Source organism: Pantoea sp. Mb-10, from assembly GCF_021272205.1.
Classification (GTDB): domain Bacteria; phylum Pseudomonadota; class Gammaproteobacteria; order Enterobacterales; family Enterobacteriaceae; genus Pantoea.
In genome coordinates, this window is the sequence record NZ_JAJSDX010000004.1 from 375,388 (window position 1) to 399,668 (window position 24,281).

The 24,281-nt window shown below is 55.5% G+C and carries 22 protein-coding genes and 1 other annotated feature; of the genes, 17 read left to right on the forward strand and 5 right to left on the reverse strand.

The features are described from left to right. Positions 1-183 precede the first annotated feature (183 nt). A complete protein-coding gene (gene sltY, locus LU196_RS10580) occupies positions 184-2,103 on the forward strand; it encodes a murein transglycosylase (protein ID WP_232759245.1) in 1,920 nt (639 codons plus the stop codon). Positions 2,104-2,148: 45 nt separating this feature from the next. Beyond that, positions 2,149-2,484: a trp operon repressor gene (gene trpR / locus LU196_RS10585; RefSeq protein WP_232759246.1), complete on the forward strand. Its 336-nt coding sequence runs from the start codon at positions 2,149-2,151 to the stop codon at positions 2,482-2,484. Here the strand turns inward: trpR and yjjX are convergent. Next, the gene (gene yjjX / locus LU196_RS10590) at positions 2,475-2,993 is read right to left on the reverse strand and encodes an inosine/xanthosine triphosphatase (protein WP_232759247.1); all 519 of its coding nucleotides are present in this window, start codon (positions 2,991-2,993) and stop codon (positions 2,475-2,477) included. The two genes, trpR and yjjX, sit on opposite strands and share 10 nt — an antisense overlap. A gap of 51 nt (positions 2,994-3,044) precedes the next feature. Here yjjX and gpmB point away from each other — a divergent pair, with 51 nt between their 5' ends. Continuing rightward, positions 3,045-3,692, forward strand: a complete 648-nt coding sequence (gene gpmB / locus LU196_RS10595; protein ID WP_232759248.1) for a 2,3-diphosphoglycerate-dependent phosphoglycerate mutase GpmB — start codon at positions 3,045-3,047, stop codon at positions 3,690-3,692. 49 nt (positions 3,693-3,741) lie between these two features. On the opposite strand, the gene robA is transcribed toward gpmB, so the two are convergent. Then, a complete protein-coding gene (robA, locus tag LU196_RS10600) occupies positions 3,742-4,614 on the reverse strand; it encodes an MDR efflux pump AcrAB transcriptional activator RobA (protein ID WP_232759249.1) in 873 nt (290 codons plus the stop codon). A 191-nt stretch (positions 4,615-4,805) separates the two neighbouring features. Here robA and creA point away from each other — a divergent pair, with 191 nt between their 5' ends. Next, positions 4,806-5,297 carry a protein CreA gene (gene creA, locus LU196_RS10605; protein ID WP_232759250.1) on the forward strand — a complete coding sequence of 164 codons (492 nt, stop codon included), beginning with the start codon at positions 4,806-4,808 and terminating at the stop codon, positions 5,295-5,297. A 218-nt stretch (positions 5,298-5,515) separates the two neighbouring features. Here creA and arcA read toward each other — a convergent pair whose 3' ends face one another. Continuing rightward, positions 5,516-6,232, reverse strand: a complete 717-nt coding sequence (gene arcA / locus LU196_RS10610) for a two-component system response regulator ArcA (protein WP_232759251.1) — start codon at positions 6,230-6,232, stop codon at positions 5,516-5,518. 603 nt (positions 6,233-6,835) lie between these two features. Between arcA and LU196_RS10615 the strand changes: the two genes are divergently transcribed. From LU196_RS10615 to thrC, 5 genes are all read left to right on the forward strand, one after another. Beyond that, positions 6,836-7,525 (forward strand): tRNA/rRNA methyltransferase, encoded by a 690-nt coding sequence (locus LU196_RS10615; protein WP_232759252.1) that lies wholly within the window; start codon positions 6,836-6,838, stop codon positions 7,523-7,525. A gap of 203 nt (positions 7,526-7,728) precedes the next feature. Continuing rightward, on the forward strand, positions 7,729-7,800 hold the full coding sequence (thrL, locus tag LU196_RS20415) for a thr operon leader peptide (RefSeq protein WP_370640985.1): 72 nt from the start codon (positions 7,729-7,731) through the stop codon (positions 7,798-7,800). Next, positions 7,736-7,858, forward strand: a sequence feature (Thr leader region). (Overlaps the previous gene by 65 nt.) Before the next feature lie 26 nt (positions 7,859-7,884). Beyond that, positions 7,885-10,347: a bifunctional aspartate kinase/homoserine dehydrogenase I gene (thrA, locus tag LU196_RS10620; protein ID WP_232759253.1), complete on the forward strand. Its 2,463-nt coding sequence runs from the start codon at positions 7,885-7,887 to the stop codon at positions 10,345-10,347. 2 nt (positions 10,348-10,349) lie between these two features. Next, on the forward strand, positions 10,350-11,279 hold the full coding sequence (thrB, locus tag LU196_RS10625; protein WP_232759402.1) for a homoserine kinase: 930 nt from the start codon (positions 10,350-10,352) through the stop codon (positions 11,277-11,279). A gap of 3 nt (positions 11,280-11,282) precedes the next feature. Then, a complete protein-coding gene (gene thrC / locus LU196_RS10630; protein ID WP_232759254.1) occupies positions 11,283-12,566 on the forward strand; it encodes a threonine synthase in 1,284 nt (427 codons plus the stop codon). Positions 12,567-12,601: 35 nt separating this feature from the next. On the opposite strand, the gene yaaA is transcribed toward thrC, so the two are convergent. Then, positions 12,602-13,378 carry a peroxide stress protein YaaA gene (yaaA, locus tag LU196_RS10635; RefSeq protein WP_232759255.1) on the reverse strand — a complete coding sequence of 259 codons (777 nt, stop codon included), beginning with the start codon at positions 13,376-13,378 and terminating at the stop codon, positions 12,602-12,604. Positions 13,379-13,593: 215 nt separating this feature from the next. Here yaaA and tal point away from each other — a divergent pair, with 215 nt between their 5' ends. From tal to nhaA, 7 genes are all read left to right on the forward strand, one after another. After that, a complete protein-coding gene (tal, locus tag LU196_RS10640; protein ID WP_232759256.1) occupies positions 13,594-14,547 on the forward strand; it encodes a transaldolase in 954 nt (317 codons plus the stop codon). 110 nt (positions 14,548-14,657) lie between these two features. Beyond that, complete coding sequence (mog, locus tag LU196_RS10645) at positions 14,658-15,245, forward strand: molybdopterin adenylyltransferase (protein WP_232759257.1); 588 nt, start codon at positions 14,658-14,660, stop codon at positions 15,243-15,245. 110 nt (positions 15,246-15,355) lie between these two features. Further along, positions 15,356-16,666, forward strand: coding sequence for an MFS transporter (locus LU196_RS10650; RefSeq protein ID WP_232759403.1), 1,311 nt, complete (start codon positions 15,356-15,358; stop codon positions 16,664-16,666). A gap of 236 nt (positions 16,667-16,902) precedes the next feature. Continuing rightward, positions 16,903-18,816 carry a molecular chaperone DnaK gene (gene dnaK / locus LU196_RS10655; protein WP_232759258.1) on the forward strand — a complete coding sequence of 638 codons (1,914 nt, stop codon included), beginning with the start codon at positions 16,903-16,905 and terminating at the stop codon, positions 18,814-18,816. Between the two features lie 103 nt (positions 18,817-18,919). After that, on the forward strand, positions 18,920-20,059 hold the full coding sequence (dnaJ, locus tag LU196_RS10660; protein WP_232759259.1) for a molecular chaperone DnaJ: 1,140 nt from the start codon (positions 18,920-18,922) through the stop codon (positions 20,057-20,059). A 232-nt stretch (positions 20,060-20,291) separates the two neighbouring features. After that, the gene (locus LU196_RS10665) at positions 20,292-21,317 is read left to right on the forward strand and encodes a MauE/DoxX family redox-associated membrane protein (RefSeq protein WP_232759260.1); all 1,026 of its coding nucleotides are present in this window, start codon (positions 20,292-20,294) and stop codon (positions 21,315-21,317) included. 102 nt (positions 21,318-21,419) lie between these two features. Then, on the forward strand, positions 21,420-22,598 hold the full coding sequence (nhaA, locus tag LU196_RS10670; RefSeq protein ID WP_232759261.1) for a Na+/H+ antiporter NhaA: 1,179 nt from the start codon (positions 21,420-21,422) through the stop codon (positions 22,596-22,598). Positions 22,599-22,744: 146 nt separating this feature from the next. Here nhaA and rpsT read toward each other — a convergent pair whose 3' ends face one another. Then, positions 22,745-23,008: a 30S ribosomal protein S20 gene (gene rpsT, locus LU196_RS10675; protein ID WP_039382484.1), complete on the reverse strand. Its 264-nt coding sequence runs from the start codon at positions 23,006-23,008 to the stop codon at positions 22,745-22,747. Between the two features lie 318 nt (positions 23,009-23,326). Between rpsT and ribF the strand changes: the two genes are divergently transcribed. Continuing rightward, the gene (gene ribF, locus LU196_RS10680; protein ID WP_232759262.1) at positions 23,327-24,265 is read left to right on the forward strand and encodes a bifunctional riboflavin kinase/FAD synthetase; all 939 of its coding nucleotides are present in this window, start codon (positions 23,327-23,329) and stop codon (positions 24,263-24,265) included. Positions 24,266-24,281: the final 16 nt, after the last annotated feature.

The window sequence follows — 24,281 nt, forward strand, 5'->3', positions numbered from 1 at the left end:
AGATTTAACTCCATGATGAGTAATACGTTTTTGTTATGTTTCCGTGCACACGTGCGGCGCAGAGCGTGTGCTATCGCGGTGCGTTTGGGTAAATTTTGTGAAGAACATGGCAACACTGAGCGGCCCTGGTTAGCATGAAAGGGGTTTGGCATAAGCGGATCGCAGCACTGAGAGGAGAGCGTAGTGGAGAAGTGGCGTAACTGGATGATAGGTGTTTGCCTGGTCAGCACGGCCAGCAGCGTATGGGCCGACTCGCTGGATCAGCAGCGGCAGCGCTATGCGCAAATTAAGCAGGCCTGGGATAACAATCAGATGGACCAGGTGGCGCAGCTCATGCCGACCCTGCAGGACTATCCGCTCTATCCTTATTTGCAATATCGCTTGCTGGCGCAGGATCTCGATCAAGAGACGCCGCTGGCGGTGAATAACTTTATTCAGCAATACCCGACGCTGCCGCCTGCGCGTTCGCTCTCCACCCGGTTTGTGAACGTGCTGGCGCATCGTCAGGATTGGCAAGGGATCATCAGCTTTAGCCAACAGGAACCCAAACCGGTGCAGGCGCGCTGTAACTGGTATTACGCGAAGTGGGCCACCGGGCAGCAGCAGGCGGCGTTTGACGGCGCCAAACAGATTTGGCTGCGCGGCACCGCGTTGCCTAACGATTGCGACAGGCTGTTTTCGGTATGGCAGGCCAGCGGCCAACTTTCGCCCATCACCATCCTTGAGCGTATTCGCCTGGCGATGAAGGCGGGCAACGACAGCCTGGTGAACTATCTGGCGAAGATGCTGCCAGCCGATTATCAAACGACCGCGAGCGCGCTGATTGCCTTGCAGCAAAACCCGCAAACCGTGACCACCTTTGCCAGCACGCTGGGCCCCACGGACTTTACGCGTATGGCGACAAACTACGCGTTCGCTCGCGTGGCGCGGGAGGATATGGACAACGCGCGCATGATGATCCCGCAGCTGGTGAAGGCGCAGAAAATGAGCCAGGCCGAAGAGCAGGATCTCAAAGAGATTGTGGTGTGGCGCATGATGGGGGCCGATCTCACTTCCGAGCAGGCGCGCTGGCGTGACGCGGTCGTCATGAACAGCGACTCTACGGCGCTGGTCGAGCGCCGCGTGCGGCTGGCGCTCAGTGAGAACGACCGCCGCGGGTTGAATACCTGGATCGCGCGGTTGCCGGTGGAAGCCAAAGAGAAAGATGAATGGCAATACTGGCAGGCCGACCTGTTGCTGTCGCAGGGGCGTAAAGAAGAAGGCGAGGAGATGCTGCGGAAGCTGATGCAGGCGCGCGGTTTTTATCCGATGGTCGCCGCGCAGCGCCTGGGCGTAGACTATCCGCTGAAAGTGGATAAGGCGCCTGCGGCGGACAACAGCGTGGTGCAAGGGCCGGAGATGGCGCGGGTGCGCGAGCTGATGTACTGGGGCATGGACAACCTGGCGCGCAGCGAGTGGGCCAATCTGATCGCCAGTAAAAACCTGTCGCAGCAGCAGATGCTGGCGCGTTACGCCAATGAGCAAGACTGGTGGGATCTCAGCGTGCAGGCCACCATCACCGCGAAAATGTGGGACAGCCTGAAAGAGCGCTTCCCGCTGGCGTGGCAGAACCTCTATCAGCAGTACACGCGTGATAAAAGCATCCCGCCCAGCTACGCGATGGCGATTTCGCGCCAGGAGAGCGCCTGGAACCCGAAAGCGCGTTCGCCAGTGGGAGCCAGCGGCCTGATGCAGGTGATGCCTGCCACGGCGACGCATACCGTGAAGATGTACAACATTCCCGGCTATGTGAACAGTAGCCAACTGCTGGATCCGCAGACCAATATCCAGATCGGTACGCAGTATCTGGAGTATGTCTTCCAGCAGTTTGGCCAAAACCGTATCTTCTCGTCAGCGGCCTATAATGCCGGGCCGGGTCGTGTACGCAGCTGGCTGAATAACAGCGCGGGCAAGCTCGATCCGGTGGCGTTTATTGAAACCATTCCGTTCTCAGAAACGCGCGGCTACGTGAAAAACGTGTTGGCGTATGATGCCTACTACCGCTATTTCATGGACCAGCCGGATAAGATTCTGACCGACGGCGAGTGGAATCGCCGCTACTAGCTGTGCTATGCTTCCGTACTCGTTAATGAGTACGGAAGCCCCTTCATGCCGCATCCCCTTTCTGCCCCTATTGCGTCGGACTCGTCCGGTGACGATAACTGGCCACGTTTTGTTCGCTTAATGCAAAACGCCTTCGCCGACGACGTTGCGCTGCCGCTGCTGCAGCTGATGATGACGCCCGACGAGCGGGAGGCATTTGGCACGCGCTTGCGCATTATTGAGGAACTAATGCACGGCGAAATGAGCCAGCGGGAGTTGAAAAATGCGCTGGGCGTGGGCATTGCCACCATCACGCGCGGGTCAAACAGCCTCAAAGAGGCGCCGCCAGAGCTTAAACGCTGGCTGACGGCACAGCTTGGTCAGGCGGACAATCACGAGTGATAGAGCGGATGCGTAAACGGGCATAAAGCCAGAATCAGCGCCTGATGATAGACGCTGGCGCGGGTGAGCCGGCCTTGCGTAAACGCGCCGATGGCCCCGCCTTTGTGCTTGATATTGTCGACGCCAGTCAGGCGCGCCATCTCGTCCCCCAGCTCGCGTCCCGCGGAAAGCCCAGCCATCACCACCGGCGGCAGCGTGAAACTGGCAGAGCGCGATTCACCGCGCTGGGCGGTATTCTCAATCACCATCCACGCAAACGCACTGTCGCCCTCGATTCCCGCTTCAATCGCCACCCAAAAATCCGCTGCCGGGCGCAGCTGGCGCGCATGCGCCACGCGCTGGCGTGCGCCGGTACGCGTCTCGCTGTCGCTTAACGGCTGTGCGGCCACGCCGCTCTCGACCTCGACCCCTTGAATATGGCAGGATCCGTCGCCGAAAACGTCGTTGAACGCCTGGCTAATGGCACGAATTTTTGCCGGATTAATGGTGGCTGCGACAACTTGGTACATAATTGTTTGAACCCTCAAGGCAAATTTGTCGCAGTATAACGGAAACTCAGCATGCTACAGGTCTATCTTGTTCGTCACGGTGAAACGGTTTGGAATGCGGCCCGACGCATTCAGGGGCAGTCCGACAGTCCGCTGACGGAAAAAGGTGAGCAGCAAGCCCATCAGGTGGGCGAGCGGGTTAAATCGCTGGGCATCACCCACGTGATTGCCAGCGATTTGGGACGCACGCGCCGCACGGCGGAAATCATCGCCGATGCCTGTGGCTGCGAGGTGACGCTGGATGCGCGGCTGCGCGAACTCGATATGGGCTGCCTGGAGCAGCGCGAGCTCGATAAACTGACCGCGGAAGAGGAGAGCTGGCGTAAAGCGCTGGTGGATGGCACCGAAGGGGGGCGTATCCCCGGCGGCGAATCCATGCAAGAGCTGGCGACGCGCATGCACGCCGCGCTGAACGCGCTGCTGGCGCTGCCAGAAGGAAGCCGTCCGCTGCTGGTGAGTCACGGCATGGCGCTGGGCGCGCTGGTCAGCACCCTACTGGGACTGCCGGCACACGCTGAGCGTCGCCTGCGTTTGCGTAACTGCTCGCTGTCGCGCGTGGATTATCAACAGAGCGCCTGGCTGGCACCGGGCTGGATCGTTGAAATGGCCGGGGATATCTCGCACCTTGATGCGCCAGCGCTGGATGAGTTGCAGCGCTAAACCGCTAAAAAAAATGCCGTCTTGCTGACGGCATTTTTATTCGTGCGGATTACACCGGGCGAATCGGAATCAGGTATTCACAGCGAATTTCCGTCGGCGGTTCGCTGCGCTTCTTGCCGCCGTGCGTGTAGAACCGCTCAATATCCTGGCCCTGGCGTCGCACCAGACCCAGCGTGGGCATACAGGTGCCGTAGAGCAGCAGGATAAAGTCCTGCAGTGCGCTACGCGGACCGTTGTAAGTAAACTGCACGTACTCGCCCGCTTCTAAAATCACGCTTTGATTCGACTGCATGCTTTTCGCCAGCTGATCGGCAGGCACCGCCGTGGTATAGAGAATCTCCTGCTCATCCTCTTTTTCCTGACTGGGGCGCACCTGGTGCAGGCCATAGAGCACCGGCGGTACGGTATCGGTCTCCAGCAGGAACTGCTTCCAGAAGTGCAGGCGCATCTCGTCGCGGTAGCGCGAAATCTGTTCCAGCGTGCAGGTATAGCTTTGCGTTTGCCCTACCAGCACGGTTTCAGGCAGCGTAACAAACTCGGCCTGCGGCAGCGGCTGATCGTCAAGGCGGATCGGCGGACGGATCCCGTAGGAGTTCCATTCTGATGCGCGGCGATACCACGCGGGCGTTTGATTAAACTGTTTTTTAAACGCGCGGGTAAACGTCTGCTGCGAGTCAAACCGGTATTGCAGGGCAATATCGAGAATGGGGCGGCTGGTCAGACGCAGCGCGACGGCCGCTTTTGAGAGCCGACGGGCGCGAATATAGGCGCCGATCGCATGGCTTGTCACTTCTTTGAACATACGCTGCAAATGCCATTTGGAGTAGCCTGCTTTCAGCGCAACGTTATCTAATGAAAGCGGCTGATCCAGATGGCTCTCCAGCCAGACAAGCAAATCGCGAATGATACCGGCTTGGTCCATAAAACATCCTCATAACTCTCTGGTGGCGCAACGACGGCGTCGTCGAATAATAGCACTTAATGCACAAAATCGTGGGAGCGGTACGGCATCGGCTATGCTAATCAAGGTAGGGTCTGTCACGTCAGGTTGCGTGCCTGATTTGATAGACAATACATTACATTCTCATCTATTCAATTGGCAATGGTAACTCGATGACAATAGCTCGCATTCTTATAATCACGCTCGCAACTTTCACCTTCTGCGCCAGCGCGCAGGCTGAAGAGATCGGTTCGGTGGATACGGTATTCAAAATATTCGGTCCTGACCACAAGATCGTGGTGGAAGCGTTTGACGATCCCGACGTCAAAAATGTCACCTGCTACATCAGCCGAGCAAAAACCGGTGGGATCAAAGGTGGATTGGGGCTAGCGGAAGATACGTCCGACGCCGCCATTTCCTGCCAGCAGGTGGGGCCCGTAGAGCTTAGCGATAAAATTGCACAAGGCAAGGCGCAGGGGGAGGTGGTATTCCGTAAACGCACTTCGCTGGTGTTTAAAAAATTACAGGTAGTGCGTTTCTTCGACCAGAAACGCCACGCGCTGGTTTACCTGAGCTACTCCGACAAAGTGGTCAACGGCTCACCGAAAAACGCGCTGAGCGCGGTGCCGATCATGCCGTGGAACACCGCGCCTGCTACGCCGTAACGGCAGCCTGCTGCCGTTTGAGTAATGACACGACGCTATCACGTTATAAAGAGAAAAATTCTTAAGAGGCCTGAGTTCAATTTATCACGGTGGCCGATTGCGCCACGAAGACCAAACCGGGACAGTGTCCCGGTTTTTTGCGTGTAAAAGCCCGCGACGCACAATGTAAAAAGGAGAGCACGCCAGGCTCTCCTTTTCTTTCCTATCACAACCGAAGCTTAGTCGGCGAGATCGCCGCAAAAACGGTAGCCTTCGCCATGAATGGTGGCAATAATTTCCGGCGTGTCGGGGGTGGACTCGAAATGTTTGCGGATGCGGCGAATGGTCACATCCACGGTGCGATCGTGGGGTTTCAGTTCGCGGCCGGTCATCTTCTTCAGCAGGTCGGCACGGGTCTGAATTTTGCCGGGATTTTCACAAAAGTGGAGCATGGCGCGAAATTCACTGCGCGGCAGCTTGTACTGATCGCCTTGCGGACTGATCAGCGAGCGGCTATTGATGTCCAACTCCCAGCCGTTGAAGCGATAGCGCTCAACCTGGCGGCGTTCTTCGGTAGGCATCGCCAGATTCATGGTGCGTGACAGGAGATTGCGCGCACGGATCGTCAGCTCGCGAGGATTGAAAGGCTTGGTGATGTAATCATCCGCCCCAATTTCCAGGCCGAGGATCTTATCCACTTCGTTATCGCGTCCGGTCAGAAACATCAGCGCCACGTTCGCCTGTTCGCGCAGTTCACGCGCCAGCAACAAACCATTTTTCCCTGGCAGGTTGATATCCATGATCACCAGGTTGACGTCGTTTTCTGTCAATACCTGATGCATTTCGGCACCGTCGGTGGCCTCATAGACCACATAACCCTCTGCTTCAAAAATACTTTTGAGGGTATTGCGCGTGACCAGTTCGTCTTCAACGATAAGAATGTGCGGGGTCTGCATGTTTCGCTACCTAAAATTTGCCAACAAATCGAAAACAGGGCGTGCGCCGGTTGCGGATTTTTTCGCCAAAATGCGATGACTGCGCACCGATGCACGAAATATTTTTAGGAATACACTATCCATCTACGTCAACGTCAGTGTTCGCTCAGCCAGGCAGGATGAATATTTGTATGCCCTGTGGATATCGGACTGGCATTTATCCTAACCGTATTAACAGCAACCTAACAGCACCAACAACAACCGAGAAGCACAAAAACAACGCTTCGTTGACTTATATCAAATGCAATTGTAGCACGTTAACCTTTTTATTAAAAACTTGTCCAGGATTGCCAGCTTAGCTCACATAAAGCAGCATTTTTGCTACATTTATGCTGCAGGTTAGCGCGTTATCTATCGTCGCATAAAGATATTTTATCACTATGAAATTTAATGATTTTAAATTAAATAGGCGCCAAAATTTCCCTTATATAAAACATTAAGCGTGATGACGGCTATTTAACACCTTTAACACGATCAAGCTTGCCATCACGAGGCGGCAATGGTTGGTATTTTGAAGGGCGCATGTCAACATACGCGTGATGTTAATCGTTCGATGGAATAAACATGCATTTTCCTTTGATTCTCGTTTCACCCGCCCGACCTGAAAATATTGGCGCTGCGGCGCGCGCCATGAAAACCATGGGATTTAGCGAACTGCGCATCGTCGCCAGCGATGCCTGGCAAGACCCCGCAGCCCGGCGCGTGGCGCACGGCGCGGGTGAGATTCTGGACAGCGTAAAAACCTATGACACGCTGCAGCAGGCGCTGGCAGACGTCGATTTTTCCGTCGCCACCACCGCGCGCAGCCGCGCGAAGTTTCGCTACTACGCCACGCCGCAGCAGGTTGAAACCATTTTGCAGGAAAAGCGCCAGTGGCTTGGGCGCATCGCACTGGTATTTGGTCGCGAAGACAGCGGGTTAACCAATGAGGAGCTGGAGCAGGTGGATTTGCTCACCGGGATCCCTATGGCGAACGACTATCCCTCGCTGAATTTGGGGCAGGCGGTCATGGTGTATTGCTACCAGCTTTCGGCGTTGAATCAGGTGGTTGCTGCGGGACAGGACACGGCGAATGCGCATCAGCTTCAGGCGCTACGCGAGCGTTTGCACCAGCTGTTAATTAAACTTGAGGTCAGCGACGACGCCAAAATGGCAGACTGGATCAATCAACGCATTGGCCTGTTGGAACAGCGCGACAGCGCCATGTTGCACCGATTGCTGCATGACATAGAAAAAAAACTTATAGATAAATAATCGGCAAATAGCCGGATTTGTAGTGACTGATCGTTCATTATGGCGTGGTGTTGAACGATCCCAATATGATTTTCAGATGTGAAGCGCAGCACCACGCAGCCGCCGCTTGCGGTTGCGCTGGACAAATTCGTTGACTTAACGTGCGCTTTGCTTTACTTCTGGAAAGCAGACGGACAAGACAAAGACAGACAGAAAAAATCTCAATGCGTAAACACAGCCTGAACAACACAATTATTATTACCACCACCATTACCCCAGGTAACGGTGCGGGCTGACGCATACAGGAAAAACAAAGAAAAAAGCCCGCACCTTGACAGTGCGGGCTTTTTTTTCGGCAAAAATTCAGGAGAGCTTTAATTATGCGAGTGCTGAAATTCGGTGGAACCTCGGTCGCTAATGCGGAACGATTTCTCCGCGTAGCGGATATTCTGGAAAGCAATGCGCAACAGGGACAGGTTGCCACCGTGCTCTCTGCGCCAGCGAAAATCACCAATCATTTGGTGGCGATGATTGAAAAAACCATCAGCGGTCAGGATGCGTTGCCAAACATCAGCGATGCCGAGCGTATTTTTGCCGAACTGCTGCAAGGGCTGAAAGACGCACAGCCTGGTTTCGATTTTGACGGGATGAAGACCCGCGTGGCGTTGGAATTTGCGCATCTTAAACAGGTGTTGCACGGTATCAGCCTGCTGGGACAGTGCCCGGATGCGGTCAACGCCGGTATCATCTGCCGCGGCGAAAAACTCTCTATTGCGATCATGGATGCGCTGCTGCAGGCGCGCGGCCACAAGGTCACAGTGATTGATCCGGTTGAGAAACTGCTGGCGATTGGTCATTACCTGGAATCCACTGTGGATATTGCGGAGTCTACGCGTCGCATTGCGGCCAGCCAAATTCCCGGCGATCATATGATTCTCATGGCGGGCTTTACCGCCGGCAATGAAAAAGGCGAGCTGGTGGTGCTGGGCCGCAACGGCTCCGACTACTCCGCTGCCGTGCTGGCGGCGTGTTTGCGCGCGGACTGCTGTGAAATCTGGACCGATGTGGACGGGGTTTACACCTGCGATCCGCGTCAAGTACCCGACGCGCGGCTGCTGAAGTCGATGTCTTATCAGGAAGCGATGGAGCTCTCCTACTTCGGCGCCAAAGTGCTGCATCCCCGTACTATTTCTCCGATTGCCCAATTTCAAATTCCTTGCCTTATCAAAAACACCGCTAACCCGCAGGCGCCCGGCACGCTGATCGGTGGCGAAGGCGAACCCGACGAAAATCCGGTAAAAGGCATCACTAACCTTAATAACATGGCGATGTTTAACGTCTCCGGCCCTGGCATGAAAGGCATGGTGGGGATGGCGGCGCGGGTGTTTGCCGCCATGTCACGCAGCGGTATTTCCGTGGTATTGATCACGCAATCCTCGTCCGAATACAGCATCAGCTTTTGCGTACCGCAGAGCGATCAGGCGCGCGCGCGCCGCGTGCTCGAGGAAGAGTTCTATCTTGAACTGAAAGATGGCCTGCTTGATCCGCTGGATGTGCTGGAGCAGCTGGCGGTGATCTCCGTCGTGGGCGATGGCATGCGGACTCTGCGCGGCATTTCAGCCAAATTCTTCTCGGCGCTGGCACGCGCCAACATCAATATTGTCGCCATTGCGCAAGGCTCGTCTGAGCGTTCCATTTCAGTGGTGGTGAGCAACGATGACGCCACCACTGGGGTACGCGTGGTGCACCAGATGCTGTTCGCCACCGACCAGGTGATTGAGGTATTTGTGGTAGGCGTGGGCGGCGTGGGCGGCGCACTGCTGGATCAGCTTCATCGCCAGCAGGCGTGGCTAAAAGAGAAGCATATCGATCTCCGCGTGTGCGGTATCGCCAATTCGCGCGCGCTGTTGACCAACGTACACGGCATCGATCTTAATCAGTGGAAAGCTGCGCTGGGCGAGGCAAAAGAGCCGTTTAATCTTGGGCGGCTGATCCGCCTGGTGAAAGAGTACCATTTGCTCAATCCGGTGATCGTAGACTGTACCTCCAGCCAGGCTGTGGCTGACCAGTATGCCGATTTTCTCGCCGAAGGCTTCCATGTCGTGACGCCCAATAAGAAGGCCAACACCTCGTCGTGGAACTATTATCAGCAGATGCGTGCAGCCGCGGTGAAATCGCGCCGTAAATTCCTTTATGACACCAACGTCGGCGCCGGTTTGCCGGTGATTGAAAACCTGCAAAATTTGCTGAATGCGGGTGATGAGCTGATCAAATTCTCCGGCATCCTTTCCGGCTCGCTCTCCTTTATTTTTGGCAAGCTCGACGAAGGCGTCTCTCTATCAGAAGCCACCCGCATGGCGCGCGATATGGGCTTTACCGAACCGGATCCGCGCGAGGATCTGGCTGGCACCGATGTGGCACGCAAGCTGTTGATTCTGGCGCGTGAAGCGGGATATCAGCTTGAAATGGCCGACATTGACATTGAGCCTCTGCTGCCGGAAAGCCTGACGGCGATCGATGACGTTGAGCAATTTATGGCCCGCTTGCCTGAGCTGGATGATGCGATGGCAACGCGCGTTGCCAGTGCGCGGGACCAAGGTAAAGTATTGCGCTTCGTGGGCGCGATCGAAGAGGGTGGCGTCTGCAAAGTAAGCATCGCGGCGGTGGACGGCAACGATCCGCTCTACAAAGTGAAAAACGGCGAGAATGCGCTGGCGTTTTACAGCCGTTATTATCAGCCTATTCCGCTGGTGCTGCGTGGGTACGGCGCGGGAAATGATGTGACGGCGGCAGGCGTATTTGCCGATCTGCTGCGCACGCTGTCATGGAAGTTGGGAGTTTAATGATGGTAAAAATTTATGCGCCAGCCTCCATTGGCAACGTCAGCGTTGGATTTGATGTGCTGGGGGCGGCGGTTTCGCCGATAGACGGTTCACTGCTGGGCGATTGCGTCTCGGTGGAAGCCGCCGATAGCTTTAGCCTGCAAAACAAAGGGCGCTTTGTGAGCAAGCTGCCGACTGACCCGCAGGAAAACATTGTCTATCAGTGCTGGGAGCGCTTCTGCCAGGCGATCGGTAAGTCGGTACCCGTGGCAATGACGCTGGAAAAAAATATGCCGATTGGCTCCGGTCTCGGCTCCAGCGCCTGCTCGGTTGTCGCCGGCTTAATGGCCATGAACGAATTTTGTGGCAAGCCGCTCAGCGACACCGAATTGCTGGCGCTGATGGGGGAACTGGAAGGGCGAATTTCCGGCAGCGTGCATTACGATAACGTGGCTCCCTGCTTCCTGGGGGGCGTGCAGTTGATGATTGAAGAAAATGGCATCATCAGCCAGCATGTGCCTTGCTTTGATGAGTGGCTGTGGGTGATGGCTTATCCGGGCATTAAGGTGTCCACCGCGGAAGCGCGCGCTATTTTGCCAGCGCAGTACCGCAAGCAGGATGCGATCAAACATGGTCGTTTACTGGCGGGCTTCATACACGCCTGCCACACGCGCCAGCCGCAGCTGGCCGCTAAACTGATGCAAGATGTGATCGCCGAACCCTACCGGACAAAACTGCTGCCAGGCTTTGCTGAAGCCCGGCAGGCGGCGGTGGATATTGGCGCACTGGCCTGCGGTATTTCGGGCTCCGGCCCCACGCTTTTCGCCGTGTGCAATGAAATGGCAACGGCACAGCGGATGGCAGACTGGCTGAGCCAGCACTATCTGCAGAACGATGAAGGTTTCGTCCACATTTGCCGTCTTGACACGGCTGGCGCACGTAAATTGGGATAACGCATGAAACTCTACAACCTCAAGGATCACAACGAACAGGTCAGCTTCGCGCAGGCGGTCAAGCAGGGCCTTGGCTCGCAGCAGGGACTGTTTTTTCCGCTGGAACTGCCTGAGTTTGAACTCACTGAAATCGACGCCATGCTGGAGATGGATTTTGTCACGCGCAGCAGCAAAATCCTCTCGGCATATATTGGCGACGAAATCGCGCCGCATCAGCTAAATGAGCGGGTAAAAAATGCGTTTGCCTTCCCGGCGCCGGTGCAGTCCGTGAGCGCGGATGTGGCCTGTCTGGAGCTGTTCCACGGGCCTACGCTGGCGTTTAAGGATTTTGGCGGGCGCTTTATGGCGCAAATGCTGGCGTACGTATCGGGGGCCGATGAGCAGGTCACGATTCTCACCGCGACCTCAGGTGACACCGGTGCGGCGGTTGCCCACGCCTTCTACGGCATGGAAAACGTGCGCGTGGTGATTCTCTATCCGCAGGGCAAAATCAGCCCGCTGCAGGAAAAGCTGTTCTGCACCTTGGGCGGCAACATTGAAACGCTGGCCATTGACGGCGATTTTGATGCCTGTCAGGCGCTGGTAAAGCAGGCGTTTGACGACGAAGACCTGAAGAAAAAAATTGGTCTGAACTCGGCGAACTCTATCAACATTAGCCGTTTACTGGCACAGATCTGCTACTACTTCGAAGCGGTGGCTCAGCTGCCGCAGGAAAAACGTAATCAGCTGGTGATCTCCGTACCCAGCGGTAACTTTGGCGATTTGACGGCGGGTCTGCTGGCTAAGTCACTGGGGCTGCCGGTAAAACGTTTTATCGCGGCCACCAATGCCAACGATACGGTGCCGCGCTTCCTGGAAAAAGGAGAGTGGCAGCCTAACCTCACCGTGGCGACGTTATCGAATGCTATGGACGTAAGCCAGCCCAACAACTGGCCGCGCGTGGAAGAGCTGTTCCGCCGTAAAACCTGGCGTCTGACAGACCTCGCTTATGGCGCAGTGTCGGATACCACCACCGAGTCCACGATGCGTGAACTCGCAGAGATCGGTTACGTATCGGAACCGCATGCCGCGATCGCCTACCGACTGCTGCGCGATCAGCTGCAGGACGGCGAGTACGGTCTGTTCCTGGGCACTGCGCATCCGGCGAAGTTTAAAGAGAGCGTGGAGTCAATTCTGGGACAGACGCTGCCGCTGCCGACGGCACTGGCTGAGCGGGCCGAACTGCCGCTGCTTTCGCATACTATGCCGGCGGATTTCGCCGCGCTGCGTCAGTTCCTGCTGAAGTAAACGGGAAAAAAACGGGCCGCCCTGGGCGGCCCGCATTACTTCTGCTCGCGACGTTTAAACACCAGCTCGTTGCCTTTGCTTTCCGCGGCAGCGAACACGTAGCCGTCACTGTCGAAGCGTTTAAGCTGCTCGGGATCGCGCAGGCGATGCTGAATCACGTAGCGACTCATCAAACCGCGCGCTTTTTTCGCGTAAAAGCTGATCACTTTGAACGTGCCGTTTTTCTCGTCAAGAAACACCGGCTTCACGATCTCCCCGCGCAATTTCTTGGGCTTGATAGCCTTAAAATATTCATCCGACGCCAGATTGATGAGGACGTCATCGCCTTGCTCCGCGAGCGCCTCGTTGAGTTTCTCGGTGAGGAGATCGCCCCAGAAACTGTAGAGGTCTTTACCCGCCGGGTGAGTGAGTTTGGTGCCCATTTCAAGACGATAAGGCTGCATTAAATCCAGCGGGCGCAGCAGGCCGTACAGACCGGAGAGCATGCGCAAATGCTGTTGCGCATAGTCGAAATCGGCCTCATCCAGCGTTTCGGCCTGCAGACCGGTATACACGTCACCTTTAAAGGCCAAAATCGCCTGACGCGCATTGTCGAGCGAGAAGGGCGGCTGCCATTGATTGAACCGCTCGGCGTTCAGGTGGGCGAGTTTATCGCTGATGCTCATGAGCGAGGCAATTTGCGCCGGTGACAGATCGCGTGCCACATCAATCAACTTCTGTGACTGGTCTAACAGTTCGGGCTGCGTGAAGCGCTGAGTTGCCAGCGGGCTTTCGTAGTCCAGCGTCTTGGCGGGCGAAATAACCATCAGCATCGTTTTAGGTCCTCGTTGAGCCACCCGTTCAAACGGGCAATAGGGCGTAAATTTTCGCGCTGAGTGTAGCAAAAAAGCGGCACGCTTCGGCAAATCACTGCCATTTGTTAGCGCTATCGTTAAGCGCATCCGGTGATGTTGCGCAGCGGAGGCTGCGTGATATTATCGCTCCAGCCTTTTTTACCCTGACAGTCAACTTAAGAGAAAAGAGAACCATGACGGACAAACTTACTTCCTTGCGTCAGCTGACTACCGTGGTTGCCGACACCGGTGATATCGCGGCAATGAAACTCTATCAGCCGCAAGATGCTACCACTAACCCTTCTCTGATCCTCAACGCTGCCCAAATTCCTGAATACCGTAAGCTGATCGACGAAGCGATTACGTGGGCGCGTCAGCAGAGCAGCAACAAGGAAGAGCAGCTGGCTCTGGTGTCAGACAAGCTCGCCGTCAATATTGGTCTGGAAATTCTTAAGCTGATCCCGGGCCGCATCTCTACCGAAGTCGACGCGCGTCTCTCTTACGACACCGAAGCCAGCATCGCGAAAGCGCGTAGCCTGATTAAACTGTACAACGATGCGGGTATCAGCAATGACCGTATCTTGATCAAGCTGGCTTCCACGTGGCAGGGCATCCGTGCCGCCGAACAGCTGGAAAAAGAGGGCATCAACTGTAACCTGACGCTGCTGTTCTCCTTCGCGCAGGCGCGTGCGTGTGCTGAAGCGGGCGTGTTCCTGATTTCGCCGTTTGTTGGCCGTATTCTGGACTGGTACAAGCAGAACACCGACAAAAAAGAGTATGCGGCGCACGAAGATCCAGGCGTGGTTTCCGTGTCTGAAATCTACAACTACTACAAGCAGCACGGTTATGAAACCGTGGTCATGGGCGCAAGCTTCCGTAACGTGGGCGAAATCATTGAGCTGGCGGGCTGCGATCGCCTGACCATTTCACCTGCGCTGCTGAAAGAGCTGGCGGAGAGCGAAGGCAGCGTTGAGCGCAAGCTGAGCTACAGCGGTGACGTGAAAGCGCGCCCCGCAAAAATGACGGAAGCCGAGTTCCTGTGGCAGCATAATCAGGATCCCATGGCCGTGACCAAACTGGCCGAAGGCATTCGTAACTTTGCCGTTGACCAGGGCAAACTTGAGAAGATGATTGCCGAGTTGCTGTAATCACACCCCGCGTGGCGACACCCGTTGCCACGCGTTTCACTTTTCCCTCTCAGTTTGTATTATCCTTTTTGCATTCCCGCTTTATAGCCTGCAATCACAGTGACAATTTCATGGATACTTTGCGTATTGGACTTATTTCGGTCTCGGATCGTGCGGCCAACGGCCTTTATCAGGATTTAGGCATTCCGGCGCTGGAAGCGTGGTTGACCACGGCGCTTGCCACCCCCTTCTCGATTGAAACCCGGTTAGTGCCCGACGAACAGCCGCTGATCGAGCAGGCCATTTGTGAGCTGGTGGATGAGCGGTTTTGCCACCTCGTGCTCACCACCGGCGGCACCGGCCCCGCGCGCCGCGATGTGACGCCGGATGCCACGCTGGCGGTCGCCGATCGTGAAATGCCCGGTTTCGGTGAACAGATGCGTCAAATCAGCCTGCAGTTTGTGCCAACGGCGATTCTATCGCGCCAGGTCGGGGTGATTCGCAAACAGTCGCTGGTGCTAAACCTGCCGGGGCAGCCCAAATCGATTAAAGAGACGCTTGAAGGGGTGAAGCACGCAGACGGCTCCGTCAGCGTGCCGGGAATTTTTGCCGCGGTGCCTTATTGTATTCAGCTGCTGGAAGGCCCGTATATTGAGACGCACAGCAGTGTCGTAGCAGCATTTCGCCCGAAAAGCGCGCGGCGTGAGACAAACTCCTGAAAATTGACACTTCAGGCATAAAATCCAGCCCTGCTGGTGTGGCAAATTATTGACGGTATAGTAATTCAAACTTTACAACCGTACCTTTTGCCGCCGGATATTGCCTCATGATGGACGCACAGCCCGCCTCTCGCCTCACGCGACAAGATTATAAAACCCTTTCTCTGGCCGCCCTGGGGGGCGCGCTGGAGTTTTATGACTTCATTATTTTCGTTTTTTTTGCAGCAGCAATAGGTGAGCTGTTTTTCCCGGCGGAGATGCCCGAGTGGCTGCGTCAGGTACAAACATTCGGCATCTTCGCGGCAGGGTATTTGGCACGGCCGCTTGGCGGCATCGTGATGGCGCATTTTGGCGACAAAGTCGGCCGCAAAAAGATGTTCAGCTTGAGCATTCTGCTTATGGCTTTACCCACGCTGGCAATGGGCATGCTGCCCACCTATGCCACGTTGGGGATCGCCGCGCCGCTGTTAATGCTGCTGCTGCGCGTTCTGCAAGGGGCGGCGATTGGGGGGGAAGTGCCGGGCGCGTGGGTCTTTGTGGCCGAACACGTCCCGCACAAGCGTGTGGGCTTCGCCTGCGGCACGCTCACCGCAGGTCTAACCGCAGGGATTTTACTGGGATCGCTGGTGGCAACGGTGTTGAACACCACGCTTTCACCGGCGGCCATCCGCGATTACGGCTGGCGTATTCCGTTTTTCCTTGGCGGCGTATTTGGCTTGTTCGCCATGTATCTGCGCCGCTGGTTACATGAAACGCCCGTTTTTCAGCAGATGCAGCAGCACAAAGCGCTGTCCGGCAAGATGCCGTTACGGACGATTCTTGCCAACCACAAGCGCGCCATTGCGGTGTCGATGCTCCTGACGTGGCTACTGTCAGCCTGCATTGTGGTTGTGATCTTAATGGCACCCACGTTGATGCAAAAACAGCACGGCATTTCCGCCGCGATCAGCCTGCAGGCGAACAGTGTGGCTACCGTGATGCTGCTGATTGGCTGCGTGGGCGCAGGCTGGTTGGTGGATCGCGTTGGCGCGGCGCGGGTGCTAATGGGCGGCGCGGTGCCGCTGGCGTTTTTCAGCTGGCGTTTTTTCCATCAGCTCGATGGCTCAACCAGCGAGATCGTTATCGGGTATGCCCTCGCGGGGTTATGCGTCGGGGTGGTCGGCGTGGTGCCGTGCGTGATGGTTCGCGCTTTTCCGGCCGCCGTGCGGTTTACCGGCATCTCCTTTTCCTACAACGTCGCCTACGCCATTTTTGGCGGCCTAACGCCGATTACCGTCACGCTCATGCTGCAGCTGACGCCGATGGCGCCCGCCTGGTATGTGCTGGCGCTGGCGGCAATGGGCCTGCTGGTGGGCCTTGTGCTCTGGCGCGATAGCCGCCAGCCGCAAGCCGTGTACGACGTCTCGCTGCACTCATCCTGACGGGCTGCGGGTGCCGCATAACCGTATAGAATGCCGCTTCGTTCTCGCTAGCGTGAAAAGATTGAAATTTTTTTTAGTTTTAACCCTTGATGCGCTGCGAAGCGGCCCCATCTAGTTGTCATCGAGCGTTGTGAGGCAGCAAAAAAAGCCTGCAAAGGCTGTTGAAAAGCGTCAGATTGACCGCATTTCTGCTTCACAACCAACCTTGGCAAAGAATTTACGTGGGAGACGTTTAGATGGGTAAGATTATTGGTATTGACTTGGGTACAACCAACTCTTGTGTTGCAATCATGGATGGCGGTAAAGCACGCGTGCTGGAAAACGCCGAAGGCGATCGCACCACGCCGTCAATCATTGCGTACACGCAAGATGGCGAAACTCTGGTTGGTCAACCGGCTAAACGTCAGGCGGTGACGAACCCGCAGAACACCCTGTTCGCGATTAAGCGCCTGATTGGCCGCCGTTTCCAGGATGAAGAAGTTCAGCGTGATATTAAAATCATGCCTTACAAAATCATCGGCTCAGACAACGGTGACGCATGGCTGGACGTGAAAGGCCAGAAAATGGCGCCTCCGCAGATCTCTGCGGAAGTGCTGAAAAAAATGAAGAAAACTGCCGAAGATTACTTGGGTGAGCCGGTGACGGAAGCGGTTATTACCGTGCCTGCCTACTTCAACGATGCACAGCGTCAGGCAACCAAAGATGCCGGTCGTATCGCAGGTCTGGACGTTAAGCGTATCATCAACGAACCGACCGCCGCCGCGCTGGCTTACGGTCTGGATAAAGGTCAGGGCAACCGCACCATCGCCGTCTATGACCTGGGTGGCGGTACCTTCGATATCTCAATCATCGAAATTGATGATGTTGATGGCGAAAAAACCTTCGAAGTACTGGCGACCAACGGTGACACCCACTTGGGTGGTGAAGACTTCGACAGCCGTCTGATTAACTATCTGGTTGCGGAATTTAAGAAAGACCAGGGCATCGATCTGCACAACGATCCGCTGGCGATGCAGCGTCTGAAAGAAGCCGCAGAAAAAGCGAAAATTGAGCTCTCTTCTGCTCAGCAGACCGACGTTAATCTGCCGTACATCACAGCAGACGCTACCGGTCCAAAACACCTGAACATCAAAGTGACCCGTGCAAAACTGGAGTCGCTGGTTGAGGATCTGGTTACGCGCTCCATTGAGCCGCTGAAAGTCGCACTGCAGGACGCAGGCCTGTCTGTTTCTGACATCAACGACGTGATTCTGGTGGGTGGACAGACGCGCATGCCAATGGTGCAGGCGAAAGTGTCTGAGTTCTTCGGCAAAGAGCCGCGTAAAGACGTTAACCCGGACGAAGCGGTTGCCGTGGGCGCTGCGGTGCAGGGCGGTGTGTTGGCCGGTGATGTAAAAGACGTTCTGCTGCTGGACGTTACCCCGCTGTCGCTGGGTATCGAAACCATGGGCGGTGTCATGACATCACTGATTTCCAAGAACACCACCATCCCAACCAAGCACAGCCAGGTGTTCTCAACGGCTGAAGACAATCAGTCTGCCGTGACCATTCACGTTCTGCAGGGTGAACGTAAACGCGCTGGCGATAACAAATCGCTGGGTCAGTTCAACCTGGACGGTATTCAGCCGGCACCGCGCGGTATGCCGCAGATCGAAGTTACCTTCGATATCGATGCTGACGGTATCCTGCACGTGTCTGCGAAAGACAAGAACAGCGGTAAAGAGCAGAAAATCACCATCAAAGCTTCTTCAGGCCTGAATGAGGAAGAGATCGAAAAAATGGTGCGTGACGCAGAAGCAAACGCTGAATCTGACCGTAAGTTCGAAGAGCTGGTGCAGACGCGTAACCAAGGCGACCAGATTGCGCACAGCACGCGTAAGCAGCTGGATGAAGCCGGTGACAAACTCTCCGCTGAGGATAAAGCACCGATTGAAGCCGCACTTACCGAGCTGAACACAGCGCTGAAAGGCGAAGACAAAGCCGCTATCGAAGCCAAAATGCAGGCGCTGATGGAAGTGTCAAGCAAACTGATGGAGCTGGCGCAGCAGCAGGCTCAGGCAGGCGGCGCAGCCGATGCCGGTGACGCTTCTGCGAAGAAAGAGGACGATGTTGTCGACGCTGAATTCGAAGAAGTTAAAGATAAAAAATAATTGCCCCTGACCGGGCGCGACGGCTGGCCTGACAGCCGTTGAAACCAGCACGGGCGTAGGAGTTTCCTCCACGCCCGTGCGATCATGTTAAGGGCAGAGAAAAATGGCTAAGAGTGATTTTTACGAGATCTTAGGCGTCTCAAAATCCGCAGATGAGCGCGAAATTAAAAAGGCCTACAAGCGCCTTGCAATGAAATATCACCCGGACCGTAATCCCGGTGATAAAGAAGCGGAAGCCAAATTCAAAGAGGTCAAGGAAGCCTACGAGATTCTGACCGATGCGCAAAAGCGTGCGGCCTACGATCAGTACGGTCATGCAGCCTTTGAACAAGGCGGCGGCGGCGGTGGGTTTGGCGGCGGCTTCGGCGGCGGCGGTGCTGACTTCAGCGATATCTTTGGCGACGTATTCGGCGATATTTTTGGAGGCGGCCGCCGTCAGCGCGCTGCCCGCGGTGCCGATTTACGCTACAACATGGAGCTAACGCTGGAAGAAGCGGTTCGCGGCGTGACCAAAGAGATCCGCATTCCTACGTTAGAAGAGTGTGATGTTTGCCACGGCAGCGGGGCGAAAGCAGGCACGCAGCCGCAAACGTGCCCAACCTGTCACGGTGCGGGTCAGGTACAGATGCGGCAGGGGTTCTTTACCGTGCAGCAGGCGTGTCCAACCTGTCACGGGCGTGGCTCGGTGATCAAAGATCCGTGCAATGCCTGTCATGGACACGGCCGCGTAGAGCGTCAGAAAACGCTGTCGGTGAAAATCCCGGCGGGCGTGGATACCGGCGATCGTATTCGCCTGAGCGGTGAGGGTGAAGCGGGCGAGCACGGCGCACCGGCGGGCGATCTCTATGTTCAAGTGTCGGTGAAAAAGCACCCGATCTTCGAGCGTGAGGACAATAACCTGTACTGTGAAGTGCCGATCAACTTTGCAATGGCTGCATTGGGTGGCGAAATTGAAGTGCCAACCCTTGATGGCCGTGTGAAGCTTAAGGTGCCTGCAGAAACCCAGACCGGCAAACTGTTCCGCATGCGCGGAAAGGGCGTGAAGTCCGTGCGCGGTGGCGCAGTGGGCGACCTGCTCTGTCGCGTGGTGGTCGAAACGCCGGTGAGCCTGAGCGAGAAACAGAAATCGCTGCTGCGTGAACTGGAAGAGAGCTTCGGTGGGCCCAGCGGTGAGAAAAACAGCCCTCGATCCAAGAGCTTCTTCGACGGTGTGAAGAAATTCTTTGACGACCTAACGCGTTAATCGTGCGTTATTAATGCTAAGCGGAGAGCCTGATTCTCCGCTTTTTTTTGCTTTTTTCTTACGCCTGTCTTTAAAACATTAATGCTTCTTTAATCGCCTTCACTTTTTCTTTTGACGCCGAATAATACGCCTTTGCTGGATATTGACAGCGAAGGATGTATGTTGCGCGTTTTTTGCGCGCTGACGTCAATAAATAAAAATATCATGAGAAAGCGTGGAGCGTTGTCGCATTATGTTTGTTCGTCGATTTCTTGCCATGGGAATGCTGTCATTGCCGTTTGCCGCCGCCGCGCATGTGAAATGGTTTGTGGATTACAACATGGAGCATCGCCCGGCGGCGCTGCTCCATTTAGTGCAGTCGGGTGATTTTATGGCGCTGGTGATGCTGGCGACAGGCGTGATTTTTTTTACGTCGATACTCGACAGAAAATTGCCCTCGCCCGTGGATGTCAGCGCCTGGCAGCCTGCACTGATCAGGTTAGAACGCTTTGCGCCTGGGGTGTTACGTTACGGCACCGCCTTTTTTTTCCTCACGCTCACGCTCGGGTTCCCGCATATTATTTTAACGCCAGAGTTAGTGATCCCTAATCCGGCTATGCGCTATGTTCATGCGATTATTGCCGTGATGGCCTTACACCGTCGAACCAGTTTAATTGCCGGCGCCGGGATTTTATTTCTCTACAGTTACGCTACGCAGCTCTACGGCACGTTTCATATGCTGGACTATCTGGTGTTTATTGGCGTCGGCGTTCATCTCATTTCACAAACGCTCTGCGGCAATCGGGTTCGCGGTTTGCCGATGGAAGTGGTGCGATTCACACTGGCCTACTCTTTTTTATGGGGCGCCATTGAAAAATTCATGCAGCCAGCGCTATTTCATCAGCTTTTGAAGGACTATCCCTACCTGACGATGGGATTGAATTCCGACTTTTTTATCCGCGCTTCCGGTTTTGTCGAGTTCTGCTGCGCCTGGCACATTTTCAGCGGGCGTGCTGCGGGCTATGCCGGAATCGGACTGATGGCATTCTTTGTCATCGGCGCGGTGATCCCCTTTGGTATGATCGATTTCATCGGCCACTTTCTGTTTATCGTGCCCTTAACAGCAATTCTGCTGGTGCCGCGGCGTGTACCGCTGTGCCGTACAGCGTGGGGCAGCACCCTGGCCTTTGTGACCACCCTGGCGCTGTTTTTGCTGGCGGCGTATGCGGCATGGTACATGCTCTACTTCTATTTGCATCCGCACCTCTTCCGGGCATGATGCCTGCGCCGCGTTTTATGACGTGATCGAGACATTAACGGCTACTCACCCTCTGCCCGTACCGTTACACTGCTCTCTTTGATTTTCTGCTCAGGAGGAGTAATGACGAAACCTCGTAACATTCGGAGTCTGCTTAAAAGCTTTATTGCCAGCGATGCCAGCAACGGCGTTGTGCTGATTTTGGCGGCCGTGGCAGCCATGATTTTGGCTAACAGTGCCACGACGGCGCAGGGCTATCAGTCGCTGTTGGCTGAACCGGTACAGATCCGTTTTGGTGCACTGGACATCAGTAAAAATCTGCTGCTGTGGATCAACGACGCAATGATGGCGCTGTTCTTTTTGCTGATTGGTCTGGAAGTGAAACGTGAGCTGATCACCGGTGAATTAGCGAGCCGCGATCGCGCCATTTTCCCGGTTATTGCGGCGCTCGGTGGCATGGCCGCCCCCGCGGTGATTTTCCTGCTGTTTAATCATGGCGATCCGATCGCCAGCAGCGGTTGGGCGATCCCGACCGCCACGGATATCGCGTTTGCCTTGGGCGTACTCGCGCTGCTCGGAAGTCGCGTGCCAGCGGCCCTGAAGGTGTTCCTGATGGCGCTGGCGATCATTGATGACCTTGGCGCTATCGTTATCATTGCGCTGTTCTATACCAGCGATCTGTCGCTGCTTTCGCTCAGCGTAGCGGCGGGCGCGATTGTCCTGTTGGCAATACTGAATCGCTGTGGCGTACGTAACATCGCTGTGTATATGTTGGTCGGCATAGTGCTGTGGACAGCGGTGCTGAAATCGGGCGTGCACGCAACGCTGGCGGGCGTGATTGTGGGGTTCTTCGTACCGTTAGAAGAAAAAGACGGGCACTCACCTGCGGAGCATTTGGCGCACGGTTTGATGCCGTGGGTAAACTGGCTGATTCTGCCGCTGTTCGCCTTTGCCAATGCCGGGATTTCTTTGAGTGGCATCACCTTCGGTGACGTCTTATCGCCAGAGCCGTTGGGCATTATTCTTGGCCTGCTGATCGGTAAACCGCTCGGTATTACGCTGTTTTGCTGGCTGGCGGTCAAACTCAGGCTGGCAGCATTGCCTGGCGGCACCACGCTGCGGGACATTATGGCGATTGGCGTGCTGTGTGGTATTGGCTTCACCATGTCGATCTTCATCAGCTCGCTGGCGTTTGATGCCGCTCACGAGCAGCTGGTGACGTTCTCCAAGCTGGGGATCCTCAGCGGTTCGCTGCTGTCAGCCGTGCTGGGTTATACGCTGTTGCGCATTAAACTGCGGTAATACTCACGTTCCAGCAAGAACGACAAAGGAGGCAAAGGCCTCCTTTTTCACGTTAGGCTGAAGAGGGGATAGCGATCCCGAACAACGCCCATAAAAAAACCGGCTAAGCGCCGGTTCTTTTAACAAAGCGATAAACAGACAGGCAATTAAGCCAGTTTGTTGATCTGTGCAACCAAGTTTGCTTTATGGCGTGCAGCTTTGTTTTTGTGGATCAGACCTTTAGCAGCCTGACGGTCCACGATTGGTTGCATTTCATTGAATGCGTTCTGCGCAGCAGCTTTATCGCCGGTTGCGATAGCCGCGTATACTTTCTTGATGAAAGTACGCATCATAGAACGGTTGCTCGCGTTATGCTTGCGACGTTTCTCAGATGTTACGGCGCGTTTCTTAGCTGATTTGATATTAGCCAAGGTCCAACTCCCAAATGTGTTCTATATGGACAAATCAAAGGCCGAGGACTATGCCTTTTGCGCCTTCTTTTGTCAATGGATTTGTGCAAATAAGCGTCGTTTTAACCACGACACCCGCTTACGTAATTGATGGCGCAAGATTCTACCAGCAACACCGATTCGAATACAGTATTTCGCAATAAAAATCTTACAAACTGACCCCGGCGGCGACTGGGACGTAGAATACTGCCCGTCTGGGGCAGGAAAGACGCCATGACGGGTTAACCTCAGGTCTATTCGAGGGTATAATCCGCCGATTTCCACCGGTTTGAGTCAGCCATGAAGTTTATCCGCGGTATTTATAATTTGACCGAGCAGCATCGTGGCTGCGTCTTGACCATTGGTAATTTTGATGGCGTACATCGCGGGCACCAGGCGCTGATGGCCGAATTGATTGCAGAAGGGCGCAAACGCAATCTGCCGGTGGTCGTGATGTTGTTCGAGCCGCAGCCGCTTGAGCTGTTCGCCGGTGAAAAAGCACCGGCTCGCCTGACGCGCTTGCGCGAGAAGCTGAAGCTGCTGGAGCAGGCGGGGGTGGATGCGGTGCTGTGCGTGCGTTTTGACCGCCGCTTCGCCGCCTATACCGCGCAAGGTTTTATCTCCGATTTGCTGGTGAAGAAACTCAATGTGAAGTTCCTGGCCGTCGGGGATGATTTCCGCTTCGGCGCTGGTCGCATCGGGGATTTCCTGCTATTACAGAAGGCCGGTGCGGAGTACGGCTTTGATGTGATCAGCACCCAAACGTATTGCGACGGTGGTAAGCGTATCAGCAGCACGGCGGTACGCCAGGCGCTGGCAAACGACGATTTTGCGCACGCGCAGGCGCTGCTGGGCCATCCGTTCAGCATTTCAGGGCGCGTGGTGCACGGTGATGCCCTGGGGCGCACCATTGGTTTTCCTACCGCGAATATTCCTCTGCGACGCACCGTGACGCCCGTTAAAGGCGTTTTCGCGGTTGAGGTCATGGGGCTAGGCGATACGCCTGTTCCTGGCGTCGCCAACATTGGCACGCGGCCCACGGTGAAAGGTTTGCGTCAGCAGCTTGAAGTCCACCTGCTCGACACACATATGAATCTCTACGGGCGCCACATTGATGTGGTGCTGAAGCAAAAGATCCGCGACGAACAGCGTTTTGCGTCGCTGGATGCCTTGAAAGAACAAATTGCGAAAGATGTGGTAACGGCCCGCCAATTTTTTGGGCTTAAAACACCGGTGTAATGACCGAAATACGGAA